At 74.2% G+C, this 26,161-nt stretch carries 13 protein-coding genes; 5 read left to right on the top strand and 8 right to left on the bottom strand.

The features are described 5' to 3' along the window. Both VMF51_RS20775 and VMF51_RS20770 read left to right on the top strand, forming a co-directional pair. Positions 1-414, top strand: coding sequence for a Fur family transcriptional regulator (locus VMF51_RS20775; RefSeq protein ID WP_325476381.1), 414 nt, complete (start codon positions 1-3; stop codon positions 412-414). Next, on the top strand, positions 411-1,394 hold the full coding sequence (locus VMF51_RS20770) for a folate-binding protein (protein WP_325476380.1): 984 nt from the start codon (positions 411-413) through the stop codon (positions 1,392-1,394). The genes VMF51_RS20775 and VMF51_RS20770 overlap by 4 nt, the downstream gene beginning before the upstream one ends. A gap of 46 nt (positions 1,395-1,440) precedes the next feature. Here the strand turns inward: VMF51_RS20770 and mshD are convergent, their stop codons facing one another. Together mshD and VMF51_RS20760 are read right to left on the bottom strand one after the other, a co-directional pair. Continuing rightward, positions 1,441-2,265: a mycothiol synthase gene (mshD, locus tag VMF51_RS20765; protein ID WP_325476379.1), complete on the bottom strand. Its 825-nt coding sequence runs from the start codon at positions 2,263-2,265 to the stop codon at positions 1,441-1,443. Positions 2,266-2,407: 142 nt separating this feature from the next. Continuing rightward, positions 2,408-3,148 carry a response regulator transcription factor gene (locus VMF51_RS20760; RefSeq protein WP_325476378.1) on the bottom strand — a complete coding sequence of 247 codons (741 nt, stop codon included), beginning with the start codon at positions 3,146-3,148 and terminating at the stop codon, positions 2,408-2,410. A gap of 85 nt (positions 3,149-3,233) precedes the next feature. On the opposite strand from VMF51_RS20760, the gene VMF51_RS20755 reads away from it, so the two are divergent. Both VMF51_RS20755 and VMF51_RS20750 read left to right on the top strand, forming a co-directional pair. Further along, positions 3,234-3,536 carry a MoaD/ThiS family protein gene (locus VMF51_RS20755; protein WP_325476377.1) on the top strand — a complete coding sequence of 101 codons (303 nt, stop codon included), beginning with the start codon at positions 3,234-3,236 and terminating at the stop codon, positions 3,534-3,536. An 84-nt stretch (positions 3,537-3,620) separates the two neighbouring features. Further along, positions 3,621-5,759, top strand: a complete 2,139-nt coding sequence (locus VMF51_RS20750; protein ID WP_325476407.1) for a LuxR C-terminal-related transcriptional regulator — start codon at positions 3,621-3,623, stop codon at positions 5,757-5,759. Here VMF51_RS20750 and VMF51_RS20745 read toward each other — a convergent pair. Both VMF51_RS20745 and VMF51_RS20740 read right to left on the bottom strand, forming a co-directional pair. Further along, positions 5,725-7,434 carry a sigma-70 family RNA polymerase sigma factor gene (locus VMF51_RS20745; protein ID WP_325476376.1) on the bottom strand — a complete coding sequence of 570 codons (1,710 nt, stop codon included), beginning with the start codon at positions 7,432-7,434 and terminating at the stop codon, positions 5,725-5,727. The genes VMF51_RS20750 and VMF51_RS20745 overlap by 35 nt on opposite strands. Positions 7,435-7,585: 151 nt before the next feature. Then, complete coding sequence (locus VMF51_RS20740; RefSeq protein ID WP_325476375.1) at positions 7,586-9,184, bottom strand: HAMP domain-containing sensor histidine kinase; 1,599 nt, start codon at positions 9,182-9,184, stop codon at positions 7,586-7,588. Between the two features lie 224 nt (positions 9,185-9,408). Between VMF51_RS20740 and VMF51_RS20735 the strand changes: the two genes are divergently transcribed. After that, on the top strand, positions 9,409-9,696 hold the full coding sequence (locus VMF51_RS20735; protein ID WP_325476374.1) for a MerR family transcriptional regulator: 288 nt from the start codon (positions 9,409-9,411) through the stop codon (positions 9,694-9,696). Positions 9,697-9,710: 14 nt separating this feature from the next. On the opposite strand, the gene VMF51_RS20730 is transcribed toward VMF51_RS20735, so the two are convergent. The 4 genes from VMF51_RS20730 to VMF51_RS20715 all read right to left on the bottom strand — a co-directional run bounded on the left by VMF51_RS20730 (position 9,711) and on the right by VMF51_RS20715 (position 26,161). Continuing rightward, positions 9,711-9,875 carry a hypothetical protein gene (locus VMF51_RS20730; protein WP_325476373.1) on the bottom strand — a complete coding sequence of 55 codons (165 nt, stop codon included), beginning with the start codon at positions 9,873-9,875 and terminating at the stop codon, positions 9,711-9,713. A 68-nt stretch (positions 9,876-9,943) separates the two neighbouring features. Then, a complete protein-coding gene (locus VMF51_RS20725; protein ID WP_325476372.1) occupies positions 9,944-17,317 on the bottom strand; it encodes a hypothetical protein in 7,374 nt (2,457 codons plus the stop codon). Continuing rightward, on the bottom strand, positions 17,314-23,514 hold the full coding sequence (locus tag VMF51_RS20720) for a carboxypeptidase regulatory-like domain-containing protein (protein ID WP_325476371.1): 6,201 nt from the start codon (positions 23,512-23,514) through the stop codon (positions 17,314-17,316). The genes VMF51_RS20725 and VMF51_RS20720 overlap by 4 nt, the downstream gene beginning before the upstream one ends. After that, a complete protein-coding gene (locus tag VMF51_RS20715) occupies positions 23,507-26,161 on the bottom strand; it encodes a carboxypeptidase-like regulatory domain-containing protein (RefSeq protein ID WP_325476370.1) in 2,655 nt (884 codons plus the stop codon). Before VMF51_RS20715 ends, VMF51_RS20720 begins: the two co-directional genes overlap by 8 nt.

The following is a 26,161-nucleotide window of genomic DNA, read 5'->3' as shown; positions in this document are numbered from 1 at the left end:
GTGAACGACGACCTGAGGTCCAAGCTGCGGGGGAGCGGCTACCGGCTCACGCCGCAGCGCGAGCTGATCCTCGGCGCGGTCGAGAAGCTGCGGCACGCGACGCCCGACGAGGTGTACGCCGAGGTCCGCACCCACTCCACCGCGGTGAACATCTCCACCGTCTACCGCACCCTCGAGGTCCTCGAGCAGCTCGGCCTGGTGCGGCACGCGCACCTCTCGGACCGCGCCCCGACGTACCACGCGGTGACCGGGCACGCCCACTTCCACCTGGTCTGCCGGAATTGCGGCCGGGTCGAGTCGGTTGACCCGGAGATGGTCCAGCCGTTCGTCGACACCCTGCGCTCGCAGAAGGGCTTCGTCGCGGACGTGGGTCACCTGACCGTGTTCGGCGAGTGCGAGGAGTGCCCCTCATGACCAGTCCCCTCCTGGACCTTCCGGGAGCCGTGGCCGGCGACGGGATCGACGCGCCCGTGGCGGCCCACTACGGCTCGCTGTACGGCGAGCAGCGGCTGCTCGACGCCGGCGAGGGCTTCGTGGACCTCTCGCACCGGGACGTCCTCCGGGTCACCGGCCCGGACCGCCTGACCTGGCTGCACTCCCTGACCACCCAGCACCTCGAGGCGCTCGGCCCGAAGCAGTGGACCGGTGCGCTGGTGCTGAGCCCGCAGGGCCACGTCGAGCACGCCTTCGTCGGCGTCGACGACGGTGAGTCGTTCACCGCGCACACCGAGCCCGGCGCCGGCGCCGCACTGGTCACCTGGCTGGACCGGATGCGGTTCATGACGCGGGTCGAGGTCACGGCCGTCGACGACCTCGCGGTGACCTGGCGCCCGTCGTCGGCCGCGTCCGCCGACGCCGGGTGGTACGACGCCTACGAGCTCATCCCGCGCGCGCAGCTGTCGTCGTACGCCGCCGCCGCGGGGCCGGCCGCCGGCACGTGGGCGTTCGAGGCCCTCCGGATCGCTCGCGGCGAGCCGCGCTTCGGCCTCGACACCGACGAGCGCACCATCCCCAACGAGGCCGGGTGGATCGGCCCGTCGGTCCACCTCGACAAGGGCTGCTACCGCGGCCAGGAGACCGTCGCGCGGGTGCACACCCTGGGTCGTCCCCCGCGTCGGCTGACGCTGCTGCACCTGGACGGCTCGGAGAACCGGCTCCCCGCGGTCGGCTCGGAGATCCGGGTCGTCGACGACGCCGCCGGCAAGGTCATCGGCCGGGTCGGCACCTCCGCCCGCCACCACGAGCTCGGCCCGATCGCGCTGGCCCTCCTCAAGCGCAACGTCGACCCCGCCGCCACCCTGCGGGTCGGCGACGACGCCGACGCCCTGGTCGCCTCGCAGGAGGTCGTCGTCGACCCCGAGGTCGGCCTGCACGTCCGTCCGAAGCTGCGCTGACCGCCGAGTCGGCAGAAGTTGCGGGTCGAGTCGGCAGAAGTTGCAGTCAGACCTGACGTGAACTTCTGCCGACTCGGCGGTACTGGACGTGGGTGTCCTGGGGGGCGTGGGTGAAGCCGAGCCCGGAGTAGACGCGGACGGCCGGGTGGTTGTCGGACTCGACGTACAGGAGCACCTCGGTGTGGCCGGTGTCGGCGAGGTGGTGCAGTCCGGCGAGGGTGAGCAGCTTGCCCAGCCCGCCGCCCTGGGCGCCCGGGTCGACGCCGACGACGTACACCTCGCCGAGAGCCGGGGTGTGGTGCTTGGTCCAGTGGAAGCCGACGACGCCGTCGCCGCGGACCGCGACGAGCAGCCCGGCCGGGTCGAACCAGTCCTCGGCCATCCGCTCGCGCAGGTTGGCCTCGTCCATCGCGCCCTGCTCGGGGTGCGCGGCGAAGGCGGTGGCATTGACGCGGACGATCTCGGCGGCGTCCTCGGGCTGGTAGCCGCGGATCGCGACGTCGGACTCGGGCAGTGCCGGCAGGTCGGTCAGCGGCCGACGCATCACCCACAGGTCGCGCACCTGGGCGAAGTCGTACGACGCCGCGAGCGCGGCCGCCGCCGGGTGGTGGCCGTGCGACCACGCGAGCAGCTCGCTCGGCCCGGCGTCGTCCAGTGCCCTCTCGAGGAGAGCTCGCCCGACCCCACGCCCGCGCGCGTCCGGCCGGACGACCAGGCTGAGCTCGCGCCCGGCCAGCAGCGCGAACCCGTCCTCCGACTCGTGCACCCGCACCCGCTCGGGGTGGTGGCGCAGGGTCAGCAGGGTGGCCTCGTCCAGCGGGGCGGCGCCGTCGTACGCCTCGGCCTCGGCGGCGATCTGCTCGATGCTCACGCAGGCGAGCCTAGGCGGGTGCCGGGCCGGGTGCGGCGGCCTGTCCTACGGCTGCAATTGCGCTGCTGGTGCAGGGCGGCGGACCCCGGGCCTGTCATACGGCCGCAATTGCACCCGTTGGGCCGGCCCGGCGCGCGACGGCTCAGGCCTCGACCGAGCTCGACTCGGTGCTGCGGGCGTCGGCCTCGGCCTTGGCGGCGTCCTTGGCGGGGAGCACGAAGCGGTAGCCGACGTTGCGGACGGTGCCGATGAGGGTCTCGTTCTCGGGGCCGAGCTTGGCGCGCAGGCGGCGTACGTGGACGTCGACGGTGCGGGTGCCGCCGAAGTAGTCGTAGCCCCAGACCTCCTGCAGCAGCTGCTGGCGGCTGAAGACCCGGCCGGGGTGCTGGGCCAGGAACTTCAGGAGCTCGAACTCCTTGAAGGTCAGGTCGAGCGCGCGGCCGCCGACCTTGGCGGTGTACGTCGCGTCGTCGACGACGACCTCGCCGGAGCGGATCACGTGGGCGTCGGGATCGGCGGCCTCGCGGCGGGCGGCGAGCCGGCCGATGGCCAGTTTGATCCGCGCCTCGAGCTCCGCGGGTCCGCAGATGTGCAGGACGACGTCGTCCATGCCCCAGTCGTGGCTGACGACGGCGAGGCCGCCCTCGGTGACGACGAGCAGCACCGGGACGTCGGTGCCGGTCGTGCGGATCAGCCGGCACAGGTCACGAGCGTGGGCCAGGTCCTGGCGCCCGTCGACGAGGAGCAGGTCGGAGTCGGGGGCCTCCAGCAGGGCGCTGCCCTCGGCCGGCAGGATCTTGACCTGGTGTCCCAGCAGGGCGAGACCGGGCAGCACCTCGGCGGACGGCTGGAGCGCGCTGGTCAGCAGAAGCAGAGAGCTCATCAGGGTTTCCTCCCGGCTACGGGGCGGGAACCGAAACGCGACGCTGGGCTCCGGTCTGGTGATCCATCGGGAAGAATACCGAAACGTGACGGACACATCGGGTGAAGTCCAGGCGGATGAGACCGATCTCATTCGCGTCCGCTACTGGGCGGCGGCCAAGGCGGCGGCCGGCGTGGCGCAGGACGAGCTGCCCGTGACCGGTCCGCTGACCCTCGCAGAGGTGCTCGACCGGGTGCTCACGCTGCACCCCGACGCCGGGCTCGCGAAGGTCGTCTCGGTGTGCTCGGTCCTCGTCGACGACCGGCCCGTCGGCTCGGCCGACCCGGCGACCCTGCAGGTCGCGCCGGGCTCCTCGGTCGAGCTGCTGCCGCCGTTCGCCGGCGGCTGAGTCCTCGCATCACCACCCCGGGTGGACCAGACCACTCCGGGCAGCGCGTAAGGAAACCGCCCCGATCACGTCTCTCTGAGCGTGATGCACGAGACGTCGGCGGCCGAGATCGGTCTGCCGCGTGTGCCCGCGACCGCGCTCCCGCGCCCGCGCCTGACCTCGCGTCTCGACCGCTGGCTGCCGCTGACCGTCCTGCACGCCCCCGCCGGGTCGGGCAAGACCACCCTGGCCGCGCAGTGGGCCGACTCGGTGCAGGCGCGCGGCGAGCACGTGCGGTGGTACGACGCCGCGGTCGACGGCCCGCGTGCGGTCGACGCCCTCGTGGGCGCGGCCTCTCCCGGCGAGCGGGCCGTGCTGGTGGTGGACCGCGCGGACGAGCTCGGCCGCGACGGTCTCGCCGCGCTGGTCGACCGGGTACGGCGCACCCACGACCGCCACCTGGTGCTCTGCCTGCGCGCCGGCCACGACGTCGTGCTCCGGCTGGGCACCGAGGTCGAGTGCCAGGTCCTCACCGGCGCCGACCTGGCGCTGACGGAGGCGGAGGTCGCCGGGGTGGTCGGCGTACCGGTCCGGCCGGACGTCCTGGCCTGGACCGGCGGTCACGTCGGGACGGTCGTCGGTGGCCGGCCCGCTGAACCGGGCGGGAAGTGGTCACCGGAGCGTGCGCGCGCCTATCTCGGCGTGCGCCTGGACGAGGTGGGGAGGAGCTCGAACACGGGGATCGAGCTCCTCTCCGCGCTCGGCGGCACCCTGAGTACGACGGCGTTGGCACCCCTGCTCGCCGGTATCGGCGGCGACCCGGTCGCGGACTTCGAGCAGGTCGGCACCGTCGAGGTCGCGGACGACGGCCTGGTGCTGCGCACGACCCCCGCGCTGCGCGAGGTGCTGCGGGACCGGGTGGGCTGCGAGGCGTGGGGACCCGACCTCGTCACGGCACTGCTGAGCCAGCGCTGGTTCGAGCTGCTGCGTGACGACCCGGCCCTGCTCCGCCGACTGGTCGCCAGCCTGCCCGACGACGCCGCGGCGGCGGGTCCACTGGCGACCCGGCTGCGGGTCGAGGGACTGGCGGGTCCCGTCCGGGGCACCGAGGACGAGACGGTGGTGGACCTCGCGGCGTGCACGGTGCGCGTGCTCGCGCACCGGCGCCGCGGCGACCTCGACGAGGCGGCGCGGACCGTCCGGGACGGCGAGCTGCTGCTCGCGCCCGGTGACGCCGACCCGGACGCCGTACGCCGCTTCGCGCTGGAGGCCGGACGGGTCGGGCTGGAGCGAGGGGATCTGACCGGCGCGCGGCGCTGGTGGCGACAGGCCCACCGGCTGCGACCGGGCGACCCCGAGGCGCCGGCGCTGCTCGCGCTTGCCGCCGCGGTCGAGGCCGATCACCGGACGATGGTCGCGTGGGCACGCCATGCCGACGGCGACGAGTCCGGCGCGTTCCTCCTGGCCCGGGCGATCGGGGCGCTGGACCACTCGTCGCCCGCGGAGGTCCGCACGCTGCTCGCCCGGGCGGCGGCGCTGCCGGGAGGGGCGGAGGAGCACTGGCCCCTGACTGTCGCCGTCGGAGCCGCGCTGGCGCTCACCGGTCCGGACCGGTCCGAGGCCCTGCGGGAGCTGCGGGAGCAGCGCGCCCGACGTGACCCCGAGGCCCCGGTGGGCTCGCTGGCCCGCACCGCGCTCGACCTCACCGAGCTGGACCTGTTGCTGGCCGCCGGACGCGCGACCGAGTCGGTGCGGATCCTCTCCGCGATGCCGGCGGGTCCGGCGACGTCGTTGGCGCGTGGCAGGCTCGCCCTGATGACGGGGGACCTGGACGTCGCGGTGGCCGAGCTCGCGTCGGTCGTCCACCCGACGGCGACCCCGCGACGACAGCGCCTCGAGGCGCTGCTACTGACCGCCGAGGCGCACCGGCGTGCGGGACGGCACGAGGCGGCGCGGACCGCGGAGCGGGCGCTGGAGCGCGCCGAGCCGTGGCCGCGGCTGCGCGACCTGCTGCCGGGCGGGCCGGTCCACCCGGAGACCGTGGAGGTCGTCCAGCTGACCGGCCGCGAGCGGGAGATCCTCGGCCTGCTGCGCGGACCGCTGCCGCGCGAGAGCATCGCCGCCGCACTCTTCGTCTCGACCAACACCGTGAAGACCCAGCTGCAGACCCTCTACCGCAAGCTCGGCGCGACGAACCGCGAGCAGGCGGTCACCCGTGCCTTCGGGCTGGGGCTGCTCGACTAGGGGCGTCTGCCTCGACGAACGACCAGGTGTCGTTCCCCGGATCGGGGTCGGAGTTGCCCGGCGCCGACACGGACGCGTGCACGTCGAGCGCCCCGCCGACGAGGAGGTCGATCTCGAAGTGTCCCGAGCCCGGTGGCAGCGCGCAGGTCAGGAGGGTGCGGTCGGCGGTCCGCGCGGGCGTCGCGGGCGCCGGGGAGCACGTCGTACCGGGGAAGTCGTGGTCCGTGTGCACCGCGTGGTGCTGGTAGTCGCGCACGTCGAGGGTCAGGACGGCGGGGAGCGGTGACGCGACGACGACCTCGACGTGGTGGTGCTTCCCGAAGCGGTAGTAGTGCCCGGCCCGCAGTGACAGGTCCACGCCGCCGACGGTCGGCGACGCGGTCGGGCTCGCGCTCGGCGTGGGGGTGGAGGTCGGGGACGGTGTCGCGGGGGGAGTCGCGGGGGGCGTCGCGGACGGGTGTGCGGTCGGACCGGCGGGAGCGGCGGTCGGGCCCGCGGCGGCCGACGGTCCCGGGACCACGGGAGCGGCCACGGTCGGAGGCGAGGCGGCCGGGGACGAGGGCGGCACCGCGTCCGGGGGGAGTACGACGGGGGCGCGGCGCGCTTGCACGGGCCGGTCCACCGGGTGCGGAGCCCCGGACGCCGGGGCGGGGAGGACAGGCCCGTGGGTCACGGCCGAGGAGGGTGCGTCGACGGTCTCCGGGGCAGGCTCGGGGGCACGGGTCACCAGCACGGCGGTCGTGACGACGGCGGCCGCACCGACGGTCACGGTGGTGCCCGCGGCGATCGTGGAGTGGGAGTGGCGGCTGACCCAGCCGGCACCGGACGTGAGCAGGCCCAGCCAGCCGCCCGCGACGGTCGAGGCGGTCGCGACGGCGTACCCGGTGGCGCCCGCGCCCAGCAGGGCCGGTGCGAGCAGGGCGCCCAGCCGGGAGTTGAGGGCGCCGAGCTCGAGCACTCCCGCGCTGCAGTGCGCGCACTCGCGCAGGTGCTGCTCCAGCTCGAGGCGGGCGCGCCGGCCCAGCCGGCCGCGCACGTACGGCGCCAGCTGGTCGCGGTAGGGGAGGCAGGACTCGTCCCGGACCTCGCCGAGATGGGCGCTCAGGTACGCCTTTCGCAGCCCGTCGCGCGCCCGGAAGCCGAGCGCGGCGACGGCGTTGGCCTTGATGCCGAGCATCCGGCCGACGGTGGCGTGGTCGTCGTCCTCGACCGCGGTGTGCCACAGCACCGCCTGCCAGCGCTCGGGGAGCGAGGAGAACGCGCTGGCCAGCACGCTCGACTCCTCCCGCTCGGCGACCTCGTCGCGCACGGCCGCGTCGGACCCGAGCGCGGGGTCGTCGGCCTGCTCGGTGTCGTCGACCCACACGAAGCGGCTGTCCCCGCGCACGTGCGAGACGTGGACGTGCTGGACGGTCCGCAGCAGGTACGGCCGGAACGCGAGCGACGGGCCGCCGCCGGCGCGCAGTGTCTCCAGGACGCGGGCGAACGCCTCGGCGACGACGTCCTCGGCGGTCACCGGGTCGGTGAGGGAGCAGGCGTAGCGCAGGGCGGAGTCGTGGTGGCGGCGGTAGAGCTCAGCGACGGCCTCGGGGTCGGCGTCCGGTTCGACCTGGCGGGCTCGGCCGATCAGGTCGAGGTCGCTGGTGGCGGAGTCCGGCTCGAGGAATGCCGTCACCCCGTCACCTCCTGGTCGAGCTCGTCGAGCCGGTCGAGTCGCGTCCCACGCGCGACCTCCCATCCTCACCGGCGCGACGGTGCCGCCGCTGGGGTTCACCCGAGGGATGAGCGAAATCACCCTCCCTCTCGCCCTCCCGGGGAGACCCGCCCTATCCGCCGAGGTTCGGCAGCTCGACGGTGACCGTGGTGCCCTGACCGGGACTGGTCGTCATCCCGATCTCGCCGCCGTGCGCCTCGACGACCGCCTTGGTGATGCTGAGCCCGAGACCCAGGCCCTGGACGGCGTCGCGGCGGGCGGACTCCGTGCGGTAGAAGCGGTCGAAGACCCGGTCGCTCTCGTGGCGGTCGAGGCCCGAGCCGGTGTCGGCGACCACGAGCTCGATGGCGGCTTCGGTCCGGAGCGTGACCGTCACGCTCCCACCGGGGGCGGTGTGCTTGACGGCGTTGGAGACCAGGTTGTCGACGACGAGGTCGAGCAGGTGCGGGTCGGCGGTCGTGGTGACCGGCCGGAGGTCGCAGCTCAGCCCCACGCCGGCCTTCTCGGCCTTGGCCCGGTACCGGTCCGCGACGGCGCCGACGAGCTCGCGCAGGTCGACCCGGTCGAGGTCGAGGGTGAGCCGGTCCTGGGAGCCGGCGACCAGCAGGTGCGAGATCCGGTCGGTCAGGGTCCGAGCTCCCCGGCGGGCCGTGTCGAGCATGGCCGTCAGCTCGGCGTCGGGCTCGGGGAGCTCGTCGAGCTCCTCGGCGATGATGTCGAGGTAGCCGACCACCGACACCAGCGGCGTACGCAGCTCGTGCGAGAGGGTCGAGAGGAACTGGTCGCGGACCCGGACCGACTCGACCAGCTCGGTGACGTCGGAGGAGACGATGACCGTGCCGAGCGGGTCCCCGGCGGCGGTCGCGACGTGGTGGGCCGACACCGCGACGGCGACCTGGTTCCCGGGCTCGCCGACCCAGATCAGCTCGGCCTCGATCTCGTCGCCCGACAGTGCGCGGTGGACGAACTGCTCCTCCGGGGGGACCCGGCTGATCCGGTCCTTGCGCCACACGGAGGTGCCGGGACGGGTCGGGTCGTCGGGGTCCATGCCGGCCAGCTCGGTGAGCTCCAGGGCGCGGCGGTTCACCAGCCGCCGCTCGCCCAGCGGGCCGCGGTAGTCCAGGCCGACGGGCAGCACCTCGATGATCGACCGGGTGATGTCCAGGCGCTCCTGGGCGGCGCGGAGGGCCAGGCCGAGCCGCGCCGAGCGGTCGGCGAGGATCGTGGAGCCGAGCTGCGCCATCAGGGCGAGCACCACGGAGACGGTGGGCAGGGCGAGCGCGCCGATCCACTGCGTGTCGTGCGGGATGCTCGCGTCGCGCAGGTAGGGCAGCGCGGTGATCAGGGCGGCACCGGCGGTGCCCGCGACCACGCCCCAGCGGCCGAAGTGGAAGCCCAGGCAGATGATCGGGATCAGCGCGATGGCGCTGCTGGAGATGAGCACGCCGAGGGACTCGGAGCGGATGGTCGCGATCGCGGCGATGTCGACGAGGGGCACCACGGCCAGCAGCGAGCCGGGCAGCCACAGGGCCAGCACCGAGACCGCGAGCACGGCGAGCAGGCCGCCGACGACCGCCGGGGCGGACAGCAGCTCCGGGGCCGTGAGGGCGATGGCCGTGGTGAGCAGGACCACGAGGACGAGGACGGGCACCTGCCAGATCAGGAACCAGCGCCGACGGCCCGCGGCGTCGAGCGTGAGCAGTCGCGGCATGGTCACCTGTCGCCAGATCGGGGGGATTCGGGCTCGTCGGGAAGGCACCGTGTCCCGTCCCCGCTCTCCGAGCGTAGACGACCTTCCGGGACCGGCCAGGGTGATTCCCAGGGCGAGAGGGCGGCCCCGATGACGCCCACGGACAGGGGGTACCCACCTCGTCCTCGACCTGCACCCGCCGTTGCAGGTTTCCTGTCGGGTGGAAGTCTGGGATCGTCGTGCGGGTGAGCACGCGTCAGCGAGGGGTCTTCGCCATCTCGGTCGCCGCCGAGATGGTGTCCATGGAGATCCAGAACCTCCGGGTCTACGAGCGCCGCGGGCTGATCACGCCGGATCGCACGCCGGGCGGCACCCGGCTCTACAGCCCGGCCGACATCGAGCGCCTGCACCGGCTGCGCGAGCTGCTGGCCGAGGGTCTCAACCTCGCCGGCATCGCACGCGTCCTCGCCCTGGAGGAGGAGGTACGACGGCTGCGCGCGGCGAACGCGCGGCTGAAGCGGGCGAAGACCTGAGGGAGCTGCCCGTCTCAAGCGGCGAGGTCGCCGGAGACGGGGCCCGGGGGCGAGTCGGCGGGGGAGGGCGGCTCGGCGGCCTCGTGGTTCCCGGCGTCGAACGCCCGGCCGATGGCGATCGCGAGCGGCAGCGACAGCAGGATCCAGCCGGCCACGACGAGCGCGATCACGAGCACCATGTGACCTACATCGGTCACCGGCGCGACCACCTGAGGGTTGGTCTGGACCAGCGCTGGTCCCCGCCGGCTCAGCGGCGGTTGCGCGCGCTGGGCCGGCGTACGACGTCGAGGCGGATCCGGCTGACCTGGCGCGGGGTGTCCGCGAGCCGGAAACCGGGAGTCCAGGCGCGCCCGACCCTGATCCGCTTCGGGACCACGACGTCGACGTACCAGGTCACGATGCCGTTCTCGATCCGGTTCGCCGAGAAGACCTTGGCGGGGCGCAGCCGGCCCTTCGCGTTGGGCAGCATCAGCTGCGGCTGCGGGCCCTCGGTCCGGACGATGATGCGCTGGCGCGACCCGCGCTTGACCTGGAAGCCGGAGCCGACGAGCGGCGCGTTGACGACCCACTCCTGGCGGACGACGTAGTCGAGGTGGGTGCGGGACCGGTTGCCGGCCCGGTCGACGACGACGGCGACGTCGCGGCGCGCCCGGTCGCCGAGCACCTGGCGGGTGATCGTGCAGCTGGCCACCCCCGACAGCGCGTCGCGGCCCACGCAGACCGCGGCCGGCGGGGTGCCGCGGTAGGTCGCACCGGCGGCCGGGCCCTGGATGCGGACGGTCGGCGCGCCCCTGTCGATCCGGATGCCGCCGACGGTCGCGGTCGCCTCGCCGCCGTTGGAGGCGCGGACGGTCTGGGACCAGCCGAGGTCGCTGCCGTCGCGGGACAGGACGACGGGCGCGGGGCAGCCGCCGACGAGGGTGGTCGTCGCCGGGGCCCGGCAGGTGAAGGAGATGGTCACGGGCGCGGAGTTCCACCCGGTCGTCGAGCCGCTCACCGACGCCTCGATACTCGGCAGCAGCCGGGACGTGGCCGCGCTGGTGCTGGCCAGATGGTGGTCGTCCCCGCGGTAGACGGCGCGGATCTCGACGGCCTTGTCGGCGGGCGGCATCGCGCCGTCGTGGACGGCCCGGCCGCCCACGACCGGGGAGGTTCCGAGAGCGGTCCAGGTCCGCGGCTCCTTGATCTCCGACCAGCTGAACTCCACGGTCTCGCCGAGGGCAGGGACCGGGTTCGTCGTCCGGCTGACCTCGGCGGTGAGGCCGGTCGCGCTGACGGTCACGAGGTCGGTGCTGGTCACCGCCTTCGCGACGGCCACCGTGCCCGCGGCCGTGCCGGTCGCGTGCGTGGTCGCGAAGCCGCCGGCCGGGGTGAAGGTCGCCGTCACGGGGAGGTCCCCCGCTTCCGGCACCCGCGAGTACGTCGTACTGGCGACGCCGCCCGTCGTCGTGACCGGCGGGAGCGCGACGCCGTCGACGGTGAAGGTCACCGTGCCCTCCGGCGTGCTGTCGGGTACCGCGGAGGTGGAGGCGGTGGCCTCGACGCCGGGGGAGGTGACCGTGACCTTCAGCGGCAGCGTGCCGCCGGCGACGGCCCGGTCGGGGGCGGCGGGGGTGCCGACGGCCAGGGCCAGCACCGCGGGGTGCCGGATGATCGTGATCGGGTCCTCGCCGTCGGGGGCGCGGTCCCACTCGCCGTCGGCCTCCTGGGAGTAGCTCAGCACGCACTGCCGCGGCGTCGCGTCGGCCTTCAGGACCCGCACGGTGGCGCCGGTCAGCGAGCAGTACTCCTGGTCGGCGGTCGAGATGCTCATCCGGGGCGCCGCTCCGGTGCCGCTCAGCGTCGCTCCGGAGACCCAGGTCTGGCCGACGCGCAGGGTGCCCCCGGGCGGGGGCCGGCGCTCGATGAGCTGGGTGCGCCGGGAGATCTGCGACGGCGTCGGGGTCTCGACGGGGGTCGTCGACCAGGACCAGTACGAGCGCTGCGCGGTCTCGGGGACGAATCGCGCGCCGAACACGTGCGGGTAGACCGAGACCTCGGGATCGAAGCCGATCTGCCGGGGGATCACGACCACCTTCGTCGCCCAGCCGGTCGGCAGGATCGGGGCGGTGGCGTTCGGCAGGTCGACGCCGTCCATCGTGAACTGGACGGTGCCGGGCACGCCGATCGGCACGCCCGCGTTGTTGGGCCGGCCCATCACCTGGGCGCTCAGGCTGATCTCCTCGCCGAACCGCAGCGGGCCGCCCGTGACGGCGACCGGGGTCGCCATCGTGGTGGTGGTCGGGTGGGCGGCGACCTCGATCGTGTCGAGGCGGGACGCGGGCTTCCAGTCGGGGTCGTCGGTGACCGCCGTCCGGATCTCGCACGTGTCCGGGGCGAGGTAGGTGACGAGCGGCCGGCCGTCGGAGCCGGAGCCCACCGAGCACACGTCCGTGGTGAGGGAGACGACCTCGACCGCCGCGTCGGGGGCGCCGCCCGCGGAGGCGTCGGGGGCCCAGGTCTGGCCGACGAACGCCGGGCTGGTGGGGTCGGTGCCGACCCGCACCCACTGCGGGCCGCGCTCGACGGTCCGGCTGACGTCGGCCGGGGTCGGGTTCGGCTCGTACGACGAGGTGTCGGGGGTGAACCGAGCGACCACCCGGAGCACCTCCGCGTGGTCCGGCTTGTAGGTGAGCGTGCGGACCCCGCGGGTCCAGGTGTCGAGCTGGTCGTCCACGACCAGCTCGTCGCCGAGGTAGACCTCGACGGATCCCTTGCCCTCGACCGGGCGCCGGTCGAGCGCGCCGACGGCCGAGATGACGATCGAGACCGGGGACCCGACCTGCGGGTCGCTCATCTCGGCCAGGATGCTGACCCCGGTCTGGGTCATCTCGATCCGGTCGAGCTCGAGCTCGGCGGGCAGGTAGTCGTCGGTCCCGTCCTGCTCCAGCCGGAGCAGGCAGTCGCCGACGGCGTCGAAGTGCACGACGCCGCCCACGACGCTGCACGAGCCGCTGAGGACGACGACCTCGACCGGCTCGCCGGACCTGCCGCCGGTGGCGGTCGGCGTCCAGGTGGCGCCCACGAGGACCCGCGTGGGGCGCTGGTTGGTCAGGACGATCCGCTGCGAGCCCGGGTCCACGGTGAAGGTGGCCGACTCCTCGGCCCACTGGTACTTCAGACGGTTCGTCGGCTGGAACGACGCCTTCGCGGTGTACGTGCCCGCCATCGTGGGCGTGAAGCTGAAGATCCGGCCGCCGCCGAACCACTCGTCGTCGCGCGCGGGCAGCGTCGGCGTGACCTCGCCCTCCGGGTCGACCACCTTCATGATCCCCTTGCCCGTGGCGGCGAACTGGTCGACCTTGGCGATCGCCTGCAGGCTGACGCCGCTGCCGACGGTGTGGGTCTCGGAGGTGGGCTGGAGGGACAGGGTCTGCGCGATCCGCTCGACGGTGATCTCGCGCGTGAAGGCCGGTGCGGAGGCGGCGTACTTGCGCGGCACGGCGGGGGCGATCGCCTGGACGGTGCAGGGACCCGCGGTCACGGCGACCAGGGTCCCGTGCGTGGCGTCGGTCGTGCAGGAGTGAGGCGGCAGGACGAAGGTCGGGTCGTAGAAGACCCCGGTGGACTTGGTGTAGACGTCCATCGGCGCCGACTCGCTGTCGTCCTCGACGACGACCAGCTGGACCGGCTCCTGCGACGCCGTCTGCTCGAACTGCGGCGTCCACGACTGCTCGACCTGCCGGGTCGTGGGGATGGTCTGCTCGGGCTGGAGGGTCGCGACCTGCGGGATGAGCGTGACGGTGAACTCCGCGTTGTCGGTCGCCGACTCGTGGGTCGACGTCGAGGTCGGGACGAAGGTCGCGTCGACCCGGTAGGCCCCGCCGAGGAGCCCCGCGGGGAAGTCGAGCGTGGCGGTGCCCGTCCCGGAGTAGGGGAGGTCGACCTGCTGCTCGACGGCCGAGTCGGTGCGGTCGATGACCGTGACCTTCACGGTGCCGGCGATCGTCGTCCCGGCGCGCACCGCGGTCGCCGCGAAGGCGACCGTCCGGGGCTGGCCGTACGGCGCGGCCGCGGGCGGGGTGATGGTGAGGGCGGTCGCGAGCCTGACGACCCCGACCGTCACGGTGGTCGACTGCGCGTCCTCGTAGTACCGGTCGCCGGGCTGGCTGATCACGACCGTGCACGTCCCGACGCCGGCGAACCGGACGATCGGCCCGCCGGTGGTCGGGGTGGTGTCGACGGTGCAGACGCCCACGGGGGTCGCGTCGATCTCGACCGGGCTGCCGGAGCCGAGACCGGTCACCTTCGGCTGCCAGCTGTCGCCCGCGTTCGGCGCGGTCGGCTTGGTGACCGTCGGGGTCAGGGTGCCGGAGGGGGTCGCCTTCTCGACCACGAGGTCGACGGCTGCGGCCGAGGTGGCGGCGTACGCGTTCGCCCGGTGGGCCGTGAAGGTCGCGGTGACGGGGAACCGCTTGACGTCCTGCGGGGTGTACTCGAGCGTCGCGACGCCGTCGCGGAAGGTCACCGCGTGGTCGACGCCGTCGACGGTGATCAGCCCCGTCCCGGAGCGCACGGACTGGCTCGGGTCGGGCACCGGGGAGCCGCTGGTGGTGTCGGTCGCCGTCGCGGTGATGGTGACGGGCTTCTGGTAGACGTGCTTGACCGACGGGCCGGTCGGCCAGGAGACGGTGACCGAGACCGGCCGGGGCAGTACGTCGAAGATCTCCGTCCGGGTCCCGGCCAGGTAGTTGCCGTTGCCCGCCTGGGTGGCGGTGATCGTGCAGGTGCCGGGGACGGTCGGCGACGTCGGCGGCGCGGCCTTGACGGTCACGACGAGGCCGGACACCGTGCAGTTCGCGGAGGGCGAGAGTACGACCGTGTTGCCCGTCGGCCCGCCGGTCGCGTTGGTCTGCCAGGTCTGGTCGACGAGGTACGACGACGCCGGAGCCGACGCGTCCAGGGCACCCCAGCTGATCGGCTGACGGCCCTGCGCCACGGTGAAGTTGCCCTGGGCGGTGGACGGCAGCGCGACCGCGGCGTAGGTGTCGATCCCGCCGACGGCGGCCGGCGTGACGGACACCCGCAGCTGGTGGCTGCCGCGTACCTGCGGGGTGTACTCGTAGCGCGCGGTGCCGGTGGCGTCGAAGGTGATCGTCGTGTTCACCACCGGTCCGCTCGGGGGAGTGATCCGCAGGGTGCCGGTGCCCGCGACCGGGGCGGCCGTCGCCCCGTCGGGGACCCCGTCCTTCGCGGTGACGGTGACGACGACCGGCTCGCGGTAGCGCGGGGTGAGGTCGGTGGTGTCCTCGGCCACGGCGGCGACCGCCACCGTCACCGGGCGGAGCGCGACGGTCAGGTCGTCGGTGCGGGTGGCCAGCTGGTAGCGGTCGTCCGCGGCGACCGTGGAGGTGACCCGGCAGGTGCCGGCCCGCAGGAACCTCAGGTCGGTCCCGTCGGCGCCGAGCGGGCCGGTCCCGACGACCTCGCACACGGCCGGGAGCGGGCCGGTCGGCCCGGAGGGCGGCGTGACGCTCAGGGTCGCGGCCGTGCCGGATTTGGCGCCGCGCGCCGGCGTGGCCCACGTCTTGCCGACGTAGAGGTGGCCGGTCGACGAGCCGAGGGTGACGTTCTGGGTGCCCTTGCCGATCGTGAGCGGGGTGGAGCCGGTGCTCGCGCCGTACACGTCGGCCTGGCCCGCGAGCGGGCTGAAGGTGACCGCGACGGTGTAGGAGCCCGGCTCCGCGTCCGCCAGGAGTACGACGGCCGGCGGCGTCGCGCCGAAGGTGTACGGCTCGGTGAGGATCGGGTCCGGCGTCGGGTCCTCGGCCGTGGCGACGGGCGTGACGGTGAGCGTGCCGGAGCCGGAGAGCGCGGTGCTCTGGTTCAGGGGGACGGCGCCGGCCGAGATCGAGACCCCGCCGCCGTACACCGGGGACGTCGGGAGGTGCGTGACCGTCACGGTGACCGGCCGGACCGCCACGGTGAAGTCGACGTCGGCGGTGGCGCGCAGGTGCTGGTCGGTCTCCTCGACGACGAGGTCGATCTCGCAGGCCCCGGCCTTCTTGAGGGTCACGAGGGACCCGGCGACGGTGCAGACGTCGGGGGTGGCGGAGGTGGCGATGACCTCGGCGTCGGGGTCGGCGTGGCCGAGGGCGTGGGTGAGGGTCCGGGTCCCGTTCGCGTAGCGCGGGGTGGGCACCGATCCCGTCAGGGTCTGGGTCGTCCTCGCCTCGAAGCTCGCAGCGGCGGGCGTGGTCGGCGTGGCGTAGCGGTCGGCGTCGGCCGGCACGAACGCGACGCTGACGGTCTGCGTGCCCGGGGTCGTCGGGGTGTGGTCGAAGGTGCCGACGTTGCCCTCCCAGTCGACCGTGACCTCCTCGCCGTTGACCGTGACCTCGGTGGCGTCCTCGTCGGCGTCGACCGCGACGGCGGGATCGCTGCCGTGGGTCGCGGTGACGGTCACGGTCTGCTCGTCGCCGGTCGGCACGGTGGTCGTCGGCACGTCGATGTCGAGGTCGACGTCCTGCTGCGTCGCGGTGACGGTCGCCGCGGCGGAGTCGCTGCCCAGGTGCGCGGCGGCGCTCGTCGGCACGAAGCGGGCGAGGTACGACGTGCTGCCCGCCGTCGTGGGCTCGACGATGAACGTCGTGGTGGCGGTGTGGTCCGCGTCGGGACCGGAGACGGCCGCGACGGCATCGTCGTCGACCGGGGTCTCGACCCCGGCGAGGACGGAGAACAGCTCGACCCGGCCGACGGGCAGGCCGTCGCCGGCACTCAGGCCGGCGGTGGCCGTGGTGACGCTCGCCGTCAGCGTGACGGAGTCGCCGGGCGCGACCGCGCTGGTCGCGGGGGCCAGCGTCGTCGCGGTGGGGCGGGTGACCTCGAAGGTCTCGTCCACCGCGTCCGGGGTCGCGTAGATCGCCCCGTCGTCGGGCACGAAGGCCACCTCGACCGTGTGCGTGCCCCCGGCCGTCGTCGGCAGGTCCAGCTCCGCGACGCCGTCCTCCCAGTCGACGTCGTCGACCTCGTCGCCGTTCAGGGTCACCGTGCTGAGGGTGCCGGTGGTGGCGGCGTCGACCGGCGGGCCGCCCACGCCGTACGTCGCCGTGACGGTGACCTCGGCGTCCTCGCCACGCACGACCGGGTCGGTCGGCACGTCGACGTCGACCACGACCTCGCGTTGCACGGGCGTCATCGTGAGCGGGTCGGTCTCGCTGGCGTCCAGCTCGTCCGGGTCGTCGGGCACGAACCGCGCGAGGTAGGTCACCGCCGTCGTGTCGGGATGGTTGACGTCGTACGACGCGGTGGCGCTGTCGTCGTGGCCCGCGAGGGCGTCCGCGGGCAGGGTCGCGAGCTCGGTCTCGGCGTCGTCCGGACCGAGCTCGACGAACTGGATGCTGCCCTCGGGGGTGCCGGCTCCGGGCGCCTCGACGACCACGGTCAGCGGCACCTCGGTGCCGGCCGGGGGGCTCGTGGGCGTGTCCGGGTCGAAGACCGTGGTGGTCGCCGAGGGGGCGAGCGCCAGGGTCGCCAGGCCGGCGGTCGGCGGAGACGCGGACGCGGGTGCCGGGGGCGCGGCGAGGGCGCCGGAGGCCAGCAGTGCGGCGGCCAGACCTCCGGCGAGCAGGCGCCGGGTCACGGGGTCACCACGACCGGCGCGCCGTCACCGAGCTGCTCCGGAACGGTCCGCGGTCCCTGGACGTCGATGACCACGCCGCCGGGGCCGGTCGACCAGGAGCCCTCGATCTGCCACTTGCCGCGCGGCAGGCGGATCTCCAGGGTGCCGCCGCTGGCTCCGCCCACGACCTCGATCTCGGGAGGCAGCGGCGCCGGACGCGGGTACGACGCCAGCTGGTCCTCACCGGGGGTGATCAGCACCAGGGCCGTCTCCCCGGCGGGCAGGCTCGGGATGTTCACCGTCACTGCGAAGTCCTTCTCCGTGACTCCGAGACTGACAGCGGTCGAGCCGTCGGGGCCGACCACGTGGGCGGCCTTCGACGGATAGGTCCAGAACGGACGGTCGTCCTCGTCGAGCACCAGCTCCACGTCGTACGAGCCCGGCGCGAGCCAGATCTCGCCCGCGGTCGCGAGGAAGCTCTCGTCGATCCCGTTGCCGGTGATCCGGACGGTCGGGGTCGCGGGCGCGTGCGGAGCCCAGTCGGTCGTGACGGGCATCGAGAACTCCAGCAGCCCCTCGTCGAGGCCGACCGACAACTCGAGGTCGGTCGTGTCGTCGTCGGGGACGACGAGCGTGGTCCCGTCCGGGCAGTCCAGGTCGCCCTCGCCGGGCGAACCCTGCACGGCACCGAGGGTGCCGTGGTGGCCCGCCGGGAGCCGGACGTCGACCACCCAGCAGCCCCAGGGGACGGCGGCGAAGCTCGCGACGTAGTCACCCGCGTCGGGCAGCAGGCTGGTGGGGGTCATCTCGGCCGCGAGGGTGCCCTGCTGCGGGCGCAGCACGACCTCCATGCCGTCGAGGTCGGGCGCGGAGTGGCTCGGCTGGACGCGGACGACGACGTTGCGGGCCACCGCGGCGAGCGTGGCGTCGGCGTCGTCGACCGGGCTGCCGTCGACGACGTGGACCTCGCGCGTGATCGGCTGGTATCCGCGCCTGGTGAAGGTGGCGACGTAGTCGCCGGCAGCCACGGACTCGAAGCGGTAGCCGGGGACGCCGGACGTGCCGAGCGGGCTGGTGACGGCCTCGAGCGGGGTCTGGTCGGTCGACACGGCCGGGCCGCTGGTCGGGCAGTTCACCGCGGCCGGCTTGGTCTTGCCGGGCGACGCGTCACAGGTCAGCCGGACCGTGACGCCGCTGAGCGCCTGGGTGGTGGAGCCGACCGAGGTGCTGGCGACCCCGGACACGGACGCGCCGGCCCGGGCGACGGTGAACTCGACGACCTGTCCGCCGCCGGAGCCCGAGGAGCCGATGATGTGGCTGGTGGTCGTGGTGTCCCGCAGCCCCTCGGCGTTCGCGAAGACGTACCACCGGCCCGGCATCACGCCGGTGAAGGTGTAGCGGCCGTTGGAGTGCGAACTGAAGGCGACGGAGTCGGCGTCGCCGTCGCGGGCGCTCTCCAGGGTCGGACCGATCCGCACGGTCGCGCCGGTGACCGGCTTGTTGTGCTGGTCGGCGAGCCGGACCTCGAAGCCGACGCGCTCCGCGTACACGAGCGCGTCGACGGTGATGGTGTCGTTGGCGGGGTTCGCGTCCTGGACGACGGTGACGATGCGCTTGCCGTTCGCGCCGAGGCTCGGCAGCTTGAAGCCGGCGGGCACCTGCGGGACCGAGAGCAGGTAGCGACCCGGCAGCAGGCCCTCCTCGGCGGCGGTGCCGGCGAAGTTGAACCGGCCGCCCGGGTCGGACGCCGGCGGGCCGCCGTTGGACAGCGGGGTGGTGACCTTCAGGCGCTTCGCCGCGACCGGCGTGTCACAGGTGGGGTCGGTCTCCGCGCACGGCGTCAGCCAGACCTCGTAGCCGCCGAGGCGCTCGACGGTGAGCCCGGCGCCCGTGGTCGGCAGCGTGGCCGGTTCGTTGCCGAGCACGCCGAGCAGGGTGCCGGTGAGGGTCCCGAGGCGGCGGGTGAGGCGAATCGTGCAGTCCGTGGTCGTGCCCGGGTTGACCACGATCTCGGAGCCGGTGCTCGTGCCCGGGGAAGCGGGGTCGGTGCAGCTGATCACGACGGGGTCGTCGGCACCGGGGTCCGGGGAGGTGACGCCGAAGGCGTACCCGGCGGCACGCACCCGGAAGACGTGCATCTCCGTCGCCGCGTCCCGCCCCGGGGTGAGCCCGCCGAAGATGACCCGGCCGTCGGCCGGGGTGCCCTCGGTGCCCTGCGGCTCGCTCAGCTTGGTGACCAGCGCGTCGCGCACCGGTACGTCGCCGACGCCGAGGACGGTCAGCCGGACGGAGCCCTCCTGCTGCAGCTCCAGGGGGTCGGTCCACTCGCAGGCGGTCGCGCCGGTCCGGCACAGGAGCGTGCCCTCGTCGTCCTCCCAGCCGGGGATGTCGGAGATCCGCAGCCGGTAGGTGCCGGGCCGGATCAGGTTCTCGTTCGAGCCGCCGCCGGATGCCGTGACCTGGCTGTCGCGCCAGGTCAGCGCGCCGACCAGGGGATCGGTGCCCGGTGCGAGGGTGATCGTGACGTCGCCGGCCTGGGCCGGCTTCTGCAGCACCTCGATCTCGCCGTCGGACCAGGCGGGCGTGGCGGTCGACGTCCGCGGCCGCGGGTCGATGCCGGCGCTGACGGTGAACGGGATCGCCGAGGGCATCAGGGTGAAGTTGGTCAGTCCCTCGGCCCGGAACGGCTGGCGGGAGAGCGGCATCGGCTCGTAGCCGGGCGCGGTGATGGAGACCTGGTTGGCGTGGCTCGCGCTGATCGAGTGACGCGCGCTGGACAGGCCCGGCCAGTCGGTGCCCGTGAGCGGGAGCGTGCCCGCCGGGCTGCCCGGGGGGACGACCGGCTGGTCGCAGTCGGTCCCGGTGCGGTCGGCCGGGTCGATCGACTCGACGGCGAAGCAGCCGAGCCGGTCGGCGACGAGGGTGAACGGGTCGCCGTACACGGGCTGGTCGTCGGCCCCGAAGGACCGGGCGGCGCGGATCGTCACCGAGGCGCCCGGGACCGCGACCCGGCCGGAGTCGAACTGCCCGCGGACCCGGCCGAGGTAGTACGGCACCCGGTCGGTCAGGCGCAGGGTCGCCTCGCGGATGTCGTTGTAGGGGACCAGGACGCTGACCTCGCCGGTCACCGACGCCAGTCCGGCGGTCGGGTCGGCGGGGTCGACCGGGACCGAGACCGTGCCCCGGAAGCCGTAGTCGTCGAGGTGGGACAGGCCGCGGACGACGGTGACGCCGAGCCCGTTGGTCGGCTCGATGGGGTTCACGGCCAGCGCCCGGCTGGTCTCGACGGTGACGCCGCTGGCGCGGGTCAGGACGTCGGACGCGTTGGGCGCGAGCACGGTGAGCCGGACCATGCCGTAGCGGTTGAGGACGGCGTCCTGCTCCTCGACCTCGCCCTGGCCGAGCTCCAGCGGGCGGGCGCCGGGGGGCGCCCACTCGTCGTCGAGCGGCTGGATCCACAGCGTGTACTTGCCCTGGGTCGGGACCTGGACGGAGTAGTCGCCGTCCTCGGTCGCCGCGCACCACGCGGTCCGGCCGCCGGTCTCGCCGTCGGTGCCGTCGTACGGCGCGCTGCCGCGGGGGCAGACGTCCTCGTCGTCGATCGCCTCCTCGCAGTCCTCGAGCGCGGCGATCTGGGCGGCGGTCGCGGTGCCCTGCAGCACCCAGACGCAGCTCTCGGTGGACGGCGGCGTCGGCATCGTGGGGTCGACGGGGTTGGCCCCGGTGATGGTGCCGGTGACCCGCGGCGCCGGGAACATCTCGACGAGCGGCGCGTCGACCTCGCCGGCCTGGCCGACCTCGACCTCGACGGTGCGGGTCTCGTAGCCGGGGGCCTTGACGGTCAGCGTGTGCAGGCCGGGACGCAGGCCCTGGCCCGGGTCGTCCTCGGGGTCGGGCAGCTGGTACTGCTCGTTCGGCGCGAAGGTGGTGTCCCAGGTGGCCGGGTCGGTGACCGTGCTGCCCCGCACCACGCCGCGGTCGGTGATCTCGGCGCTGAGGCACGGCTCGAAGACGTCGGTCTCGCCGGCGACCGGGGCACACGCGGTGAGGTGCTGCCCGGTCTGGGCGTCGATGACGGAGCCGGTGAGCGAGGAGGTCGCGGGCAGCCCGGAGCCCGCCTGGGCGCGCAGCACCCGGTCGAACGACCTCGAGCGGACCCCGGCCTCGATCTCGACGCTGACGTGGTCGGTGACCAGGCCGAAGTACTGCGTCGTGAGGATGTAGGTGCCGGGGGCGACGCCCGAGAAGGCGTAGGTGCCGAGGTCGGGGGTGCGGGTGCTGGTGGTCTTGTAGGTGTGCTCGGCGTTGCTGAGCGTCATGGCGGCGTTCTCGAGGCCGCTCCTGCGGTTGCCGACGTAGATCCGCCCGCCCAGGGTGCCCGAGGACGGGTTCAGCGAGACGCTGCGCGAGATCGAGGACTGGCCGTCCTTGACCTTGAGCCGGTGGGTCTGGGACTGGTAGCCGTCACCGCTGACGGTGAGGGAGTACGACCCGGGGGCGGGCAGGCCGGGGATCGAGAAGTGGCCGCGCGGCCGCTGGGTGAGCGTCGTGGCCGTCCGGACCTCGCCCGCGCTGTCGGTGACCGTCACCGCGAGGCCCCCGAGGCCGGCCTCCTGGCCCTCCAGGTCGGGGCCGGTGACCTTGCCGGTCAGGGTCGCGACGCCGCTGACCAGCTGCAGCGACGCCGTACCGCTGCCGCCGGCGGCGAGCTCGACGACCCGGGCCTCGCTGCTCATGCCGTGCTTGGTGGCCGAGACGACGTAGGTGCTGGGCGAGGAGAGGCCGTCGATCGACCAGGCGCCGACGTCGCCCTCGGAGTTGCTGCTCGTGGTGATGGTGTTGGTGCCGTCGGTGATCGTGACGGCGGCTCCGCCGACCGCGCGGCCGCCGGGGCCGATGATCCGCCCGGAGAGCGAGCCGTCGCCGGCGGCGAGGTCGACGTCGAGCGGCTCGGCCGCCAGCGCGCTGCTGGAGTCGACGACGAACTTCTGGGTCTGGAAGCCGGGCTTGGAGAAGGTGACCAGGTAGTAGCCCGGGCTCTTCACCGACGGGAAGGCCCAGGAGCCGTCGTCGGTGGTGCGCACGCTCCGCTCGGGCACGGCGCGGTCGGGGGCGGCGCGCAGGAACGCCGACACCGGGCGCAGACCCGCGCCGTCGAGGGCCGAGGTGCGTACGCCGACGCCGACACCGCCCTGGGCCTCCTCGTCGACGAGCGACGTCGGCTCGAGGCTGACCGTGACGTTGTCGGGCGCCTCGCCGGCGACGGTGCCGCCCAGCTGGAGCCTCTTCTTCTCCGCGGCGGCGGCCTCGGCGGCCTTCTCCTCCTCGGACTTCTCCTCGTCCCCGCCACCCGCGCCGTCCTCGGCGTCGGCCTCGTCCTCCGCCTCGGACTCGTCCTGGCCGCCCGGTCCGGTGGCGGCCGCCGACTCCTCCGAGCGGGTCTTGACCTTCTCGGCCAGCGCGGGGATGAACACGACGGCCGCCCCGGCCCAGACCGCGAGGACCAGGACCAGCGCCAGCACCTTCATCAGGCCCGGCCCTAGGGCCGCGCGCTGCAGCACCTGGCCGTCGACGTGCTTGACCGACTCGGTGCCGCGGGCGGTGACGGTGAACGGGTGGGAGATCCGCCCGCCGACCATCTGCGGGCGCTTCGCCCGCGCCCGGCCGCGCACTCGGACGGTCGCGCCGGGTGCGACCGAGACGCTGCGGTCCAGCTGCATCGACACCGAGGCCTGGTGCTGGAGCAGCAGGTCGACCTTGGCGGTCGACGGGCCGTGGTTCGTGAGCAGGACGGCGAACCTGCGGGCCGCCACGAGCCGCAGCTCGCGCGGCTCCAGGTCGACGGCCAGCTGGCCGCGCGGGTCGACGACGAGCACCGACTCCGCCGAGCCGGTGAGCGTGGAGGTCGGCCGCCCGGAGTCGGGGTCGAGCGCCTGCGCCGCCAGCGCGAGCGGGTAGCGCGCCGGCAGGGTCCCGAGTGGCGGGGCGACCCGGAACTCGACCGTCGCGGTCTGCCCGGGCGCGAGCACGTCGGTGCGCTGCGGCCCGTCCACCCAGCCGGGGTCGATGCCGACGACGGCCAGCGACAGCACCCGGGGACCGGGCGCGGTGTTGCTGACGGCGACCCGGAGCACGGTGGCGACGGCGGCGGAGGTGGAGAACTCCGGCTCGACGCCGAGGAGCGGGCGGGGCTCGCCGGGCGGGATCGCGTCAGTCATCGGAGCGTGCCTCCACGTTGGCTCTGGCCTGCTCGCTCGCGTCGACCTGGACGGTCGTCGAGCCGCTCGCCGCGCTGCCCCGCGTGCGCCGTACCTGGATGATGTAGGCCTCGGGCGCGTCGACGTCGGCGAACGAGAAGGCGCCCTGCGCGCCGGTCCGGACGGTCCGGTAGACGACCTCGGGGTACTGCGAGGACCGGTACATCTCGACGACCCAGCCGGAGCCGGCCGGCCCGTTGGCGAGCATGACCTGGCCGCTGACCGAGGCGGCGACGGGCAGAAGCGTCGGCTCGTTCCACACCTGGCCGGCGGTCAGGTCGACGATGCGGGAGACGGGGCTGACGCCGTTGCGGCTGATGCTCAGCGTGTAGGTGCCCTGCGGGACCGCCTCGAGGCGAAACTCGCCGGCGTCGTGGCTGGGGACGCTCGCGGTCGTGACCTGGTACGTCGAGGTGTTCGAGCTCAGGGTCACCTGCGCCTCGCCGATCGGCTGGGCCGCGCCCTGCGTCTGCTTCTGCCGGACCACGCCGGCGACCACCGCGGTGGCCGAGCGGAGCGAGACGGCGATGCCCTGCGACGTGGAGGTGGTGCCGGTGCCGCCTTCGACCAGCTTGCCCCGCGCGTCGAGGGCCAGGGCACGGGTCTGGGTGGCGAGGTCGGCGCGGCTGAACGTCACGGTGTACTCGCCCGGGAGCGCGAGGCCCGTCACCCGCCACTCGCCGGCGTCCTCCTCGCGGGAGGAGGTGGCGGTCTGGACGGTCTGGACGCCGTCGGTGACCGAGACCAGCACTCCCGGGGCCGGCTGCTCGTCGGCCTCCGTGAGCACCTGGCCCTTCAGCACGCCCGAGGAGCTGTCGAGCATGATGCTGACGCCGGTCAGCCGCTGGCCGGCGCCCAGGGTCAGGGTCAGGGTCTGCGAGGCGTGGTCGGGCAGGCTGACCACCACGGTGAACGACGCCGGGGTCGGCAGGCCCCGGAGCGTGAAGCTGCCCTCGGTCTGGTTGTTCTCGGCGGTCAGCGACATCGTGGTGACCGAGGTCTGGCCGGAGGTGGCCACCACGGTGGCCTCGGGGAGCGGCCCGGTGGCGGAGCTGACGATGCCGCTGATCACGCCGTCGCCCTGCCGCAGCGTGATCTCGACGCCGGTGCGCTCCTCGCCGGCGCTGACGTCGATGCGCTGGGTGGAGGTGGCGAAGCCCTGCTTCTCGACGACCAGGTCGTAGACGCTGGGGGAGGGCACGTTCTCCAGCACGAAGGTGCCGTCCTCGCCGATCGGCACGGACATCACGGTCGCGCCCTGCTCGGCGGTGGCGGTGCTCGGCGTCGCGCCCGCCACGGCGGGGTCGGTGGCCATCCCGCTCAGCGGGGCCTTGAGGGTCAGCGTGGCGGCGGAGACGTCGGTGCCGGACACGGTGCCGGCGACCGACGCCGGTACGCCGCCGAGGGCGACGTCGAGCCCGGCGCGCTGGTTGCCGGCCTCGAGCGTGATCGTCTCGCCGTCCGCGGGGTCGACGGCCTGGGGGAACCAGAGCTGGACGAAGCCCGCGCCCCGGAAGGTGACCTTGTAGTCGCCTGCGGGGAGCTTGCCGACGCTCCACTTGCCGTTGGCGTCCGTGGCGGCGTTCGCGACCGGCGCCTCCGTGTCGCTGGCGGCGAAGACGTTGACGGCCACCGCCTCGACGGGCCGGTTGGAGGTGAGCAGCGTGACCGTGCCGCCCATGCCCGAGGTGCCGGACGAGGACCCGCCCTCGCGGGCGGCGGCGATCTCCAGGGCGAGGTTGCGGTCGGCGGCCGACTGCCCGACGATCCGCGACAGCGCCAGGGTGATCACGACGGCGAACACGGTCACGGCGACCAGCAGGCCGAGCAGCGAGATCGGTCCGCGCGAGACCATCGGCCGCTGCACGAACGTCGCGTTCGCCAGCACCGGGATCGCCTCGTCGTCGATGCGCGGCGGCGGGGCCTTCTTCCTCCGGCCCAGCGACGGGGCCGCGAGGCTGGGCTTGTCGTCCTCGGCCTCGTCCTTCGCCGGCTCGGGCGGCGGCGCCGTCGGGACGTAGTCGGGGTCGACCAGACGGAGCTCGAGCGGCCGGACGACGGGGTTGCCGAGGAACGGCTGGCGGGCACTCGCGCGGACGTCGACCAGGGCGTGCTCGCCCGGCTCGATGCGGACCACGGCGGGGTCGAATCGGAAGCGCACCCGGCTCTCGGGGTCCTGGCCGTGCAGGCGCCGGTGGATCGCGGTGTTGCCCGTGTTGTCGAGCAGCACGTTCAGCCGCGCGGTGCGCCCGGCCGTGACGGCCATCGGGTCGACCCGCATCTTGACCTCGGGCGCCTCCGGAACGGTGAAGACGACGTCCTCGACGACGCTCTCCTCGGGAGGCGTCAGCTCGCGCACCTGCACCGAGACCCGGCGCTCGCCGGCGGTCATGCCGGGCGGGACGGCGATCATCACGCTCACCGCACGGCTCTCGTCGGGGAACAGCGAGATCTCGCCGTCGTCGGTGGTCACCCAGGAGGGGTCGGCGCCGAGGACCCGGACGGCGTACCCGCCGATCACGGTCCCGGTGTTGCTGATCGTCACGGTGATCGGCTGCGGGACGCCCGGCGTCAGCTCGAAGCGCCGGGGAGAGATGTCGACGTGCAC

It is taken from the genome of Nocardioides sp., assembly GCF_035503875.1.
Classification (GTDB): Bacteria; Actinomycetota; Actinomycetes; order Propionibacteriales; family Nocardioidaceae; genus Nocardioides.
The sequence above is the reverse complement of the archived record's forward strand: the minus strand, read 5'-3'. Positions and strand labels throughout refer to the sequence as shown.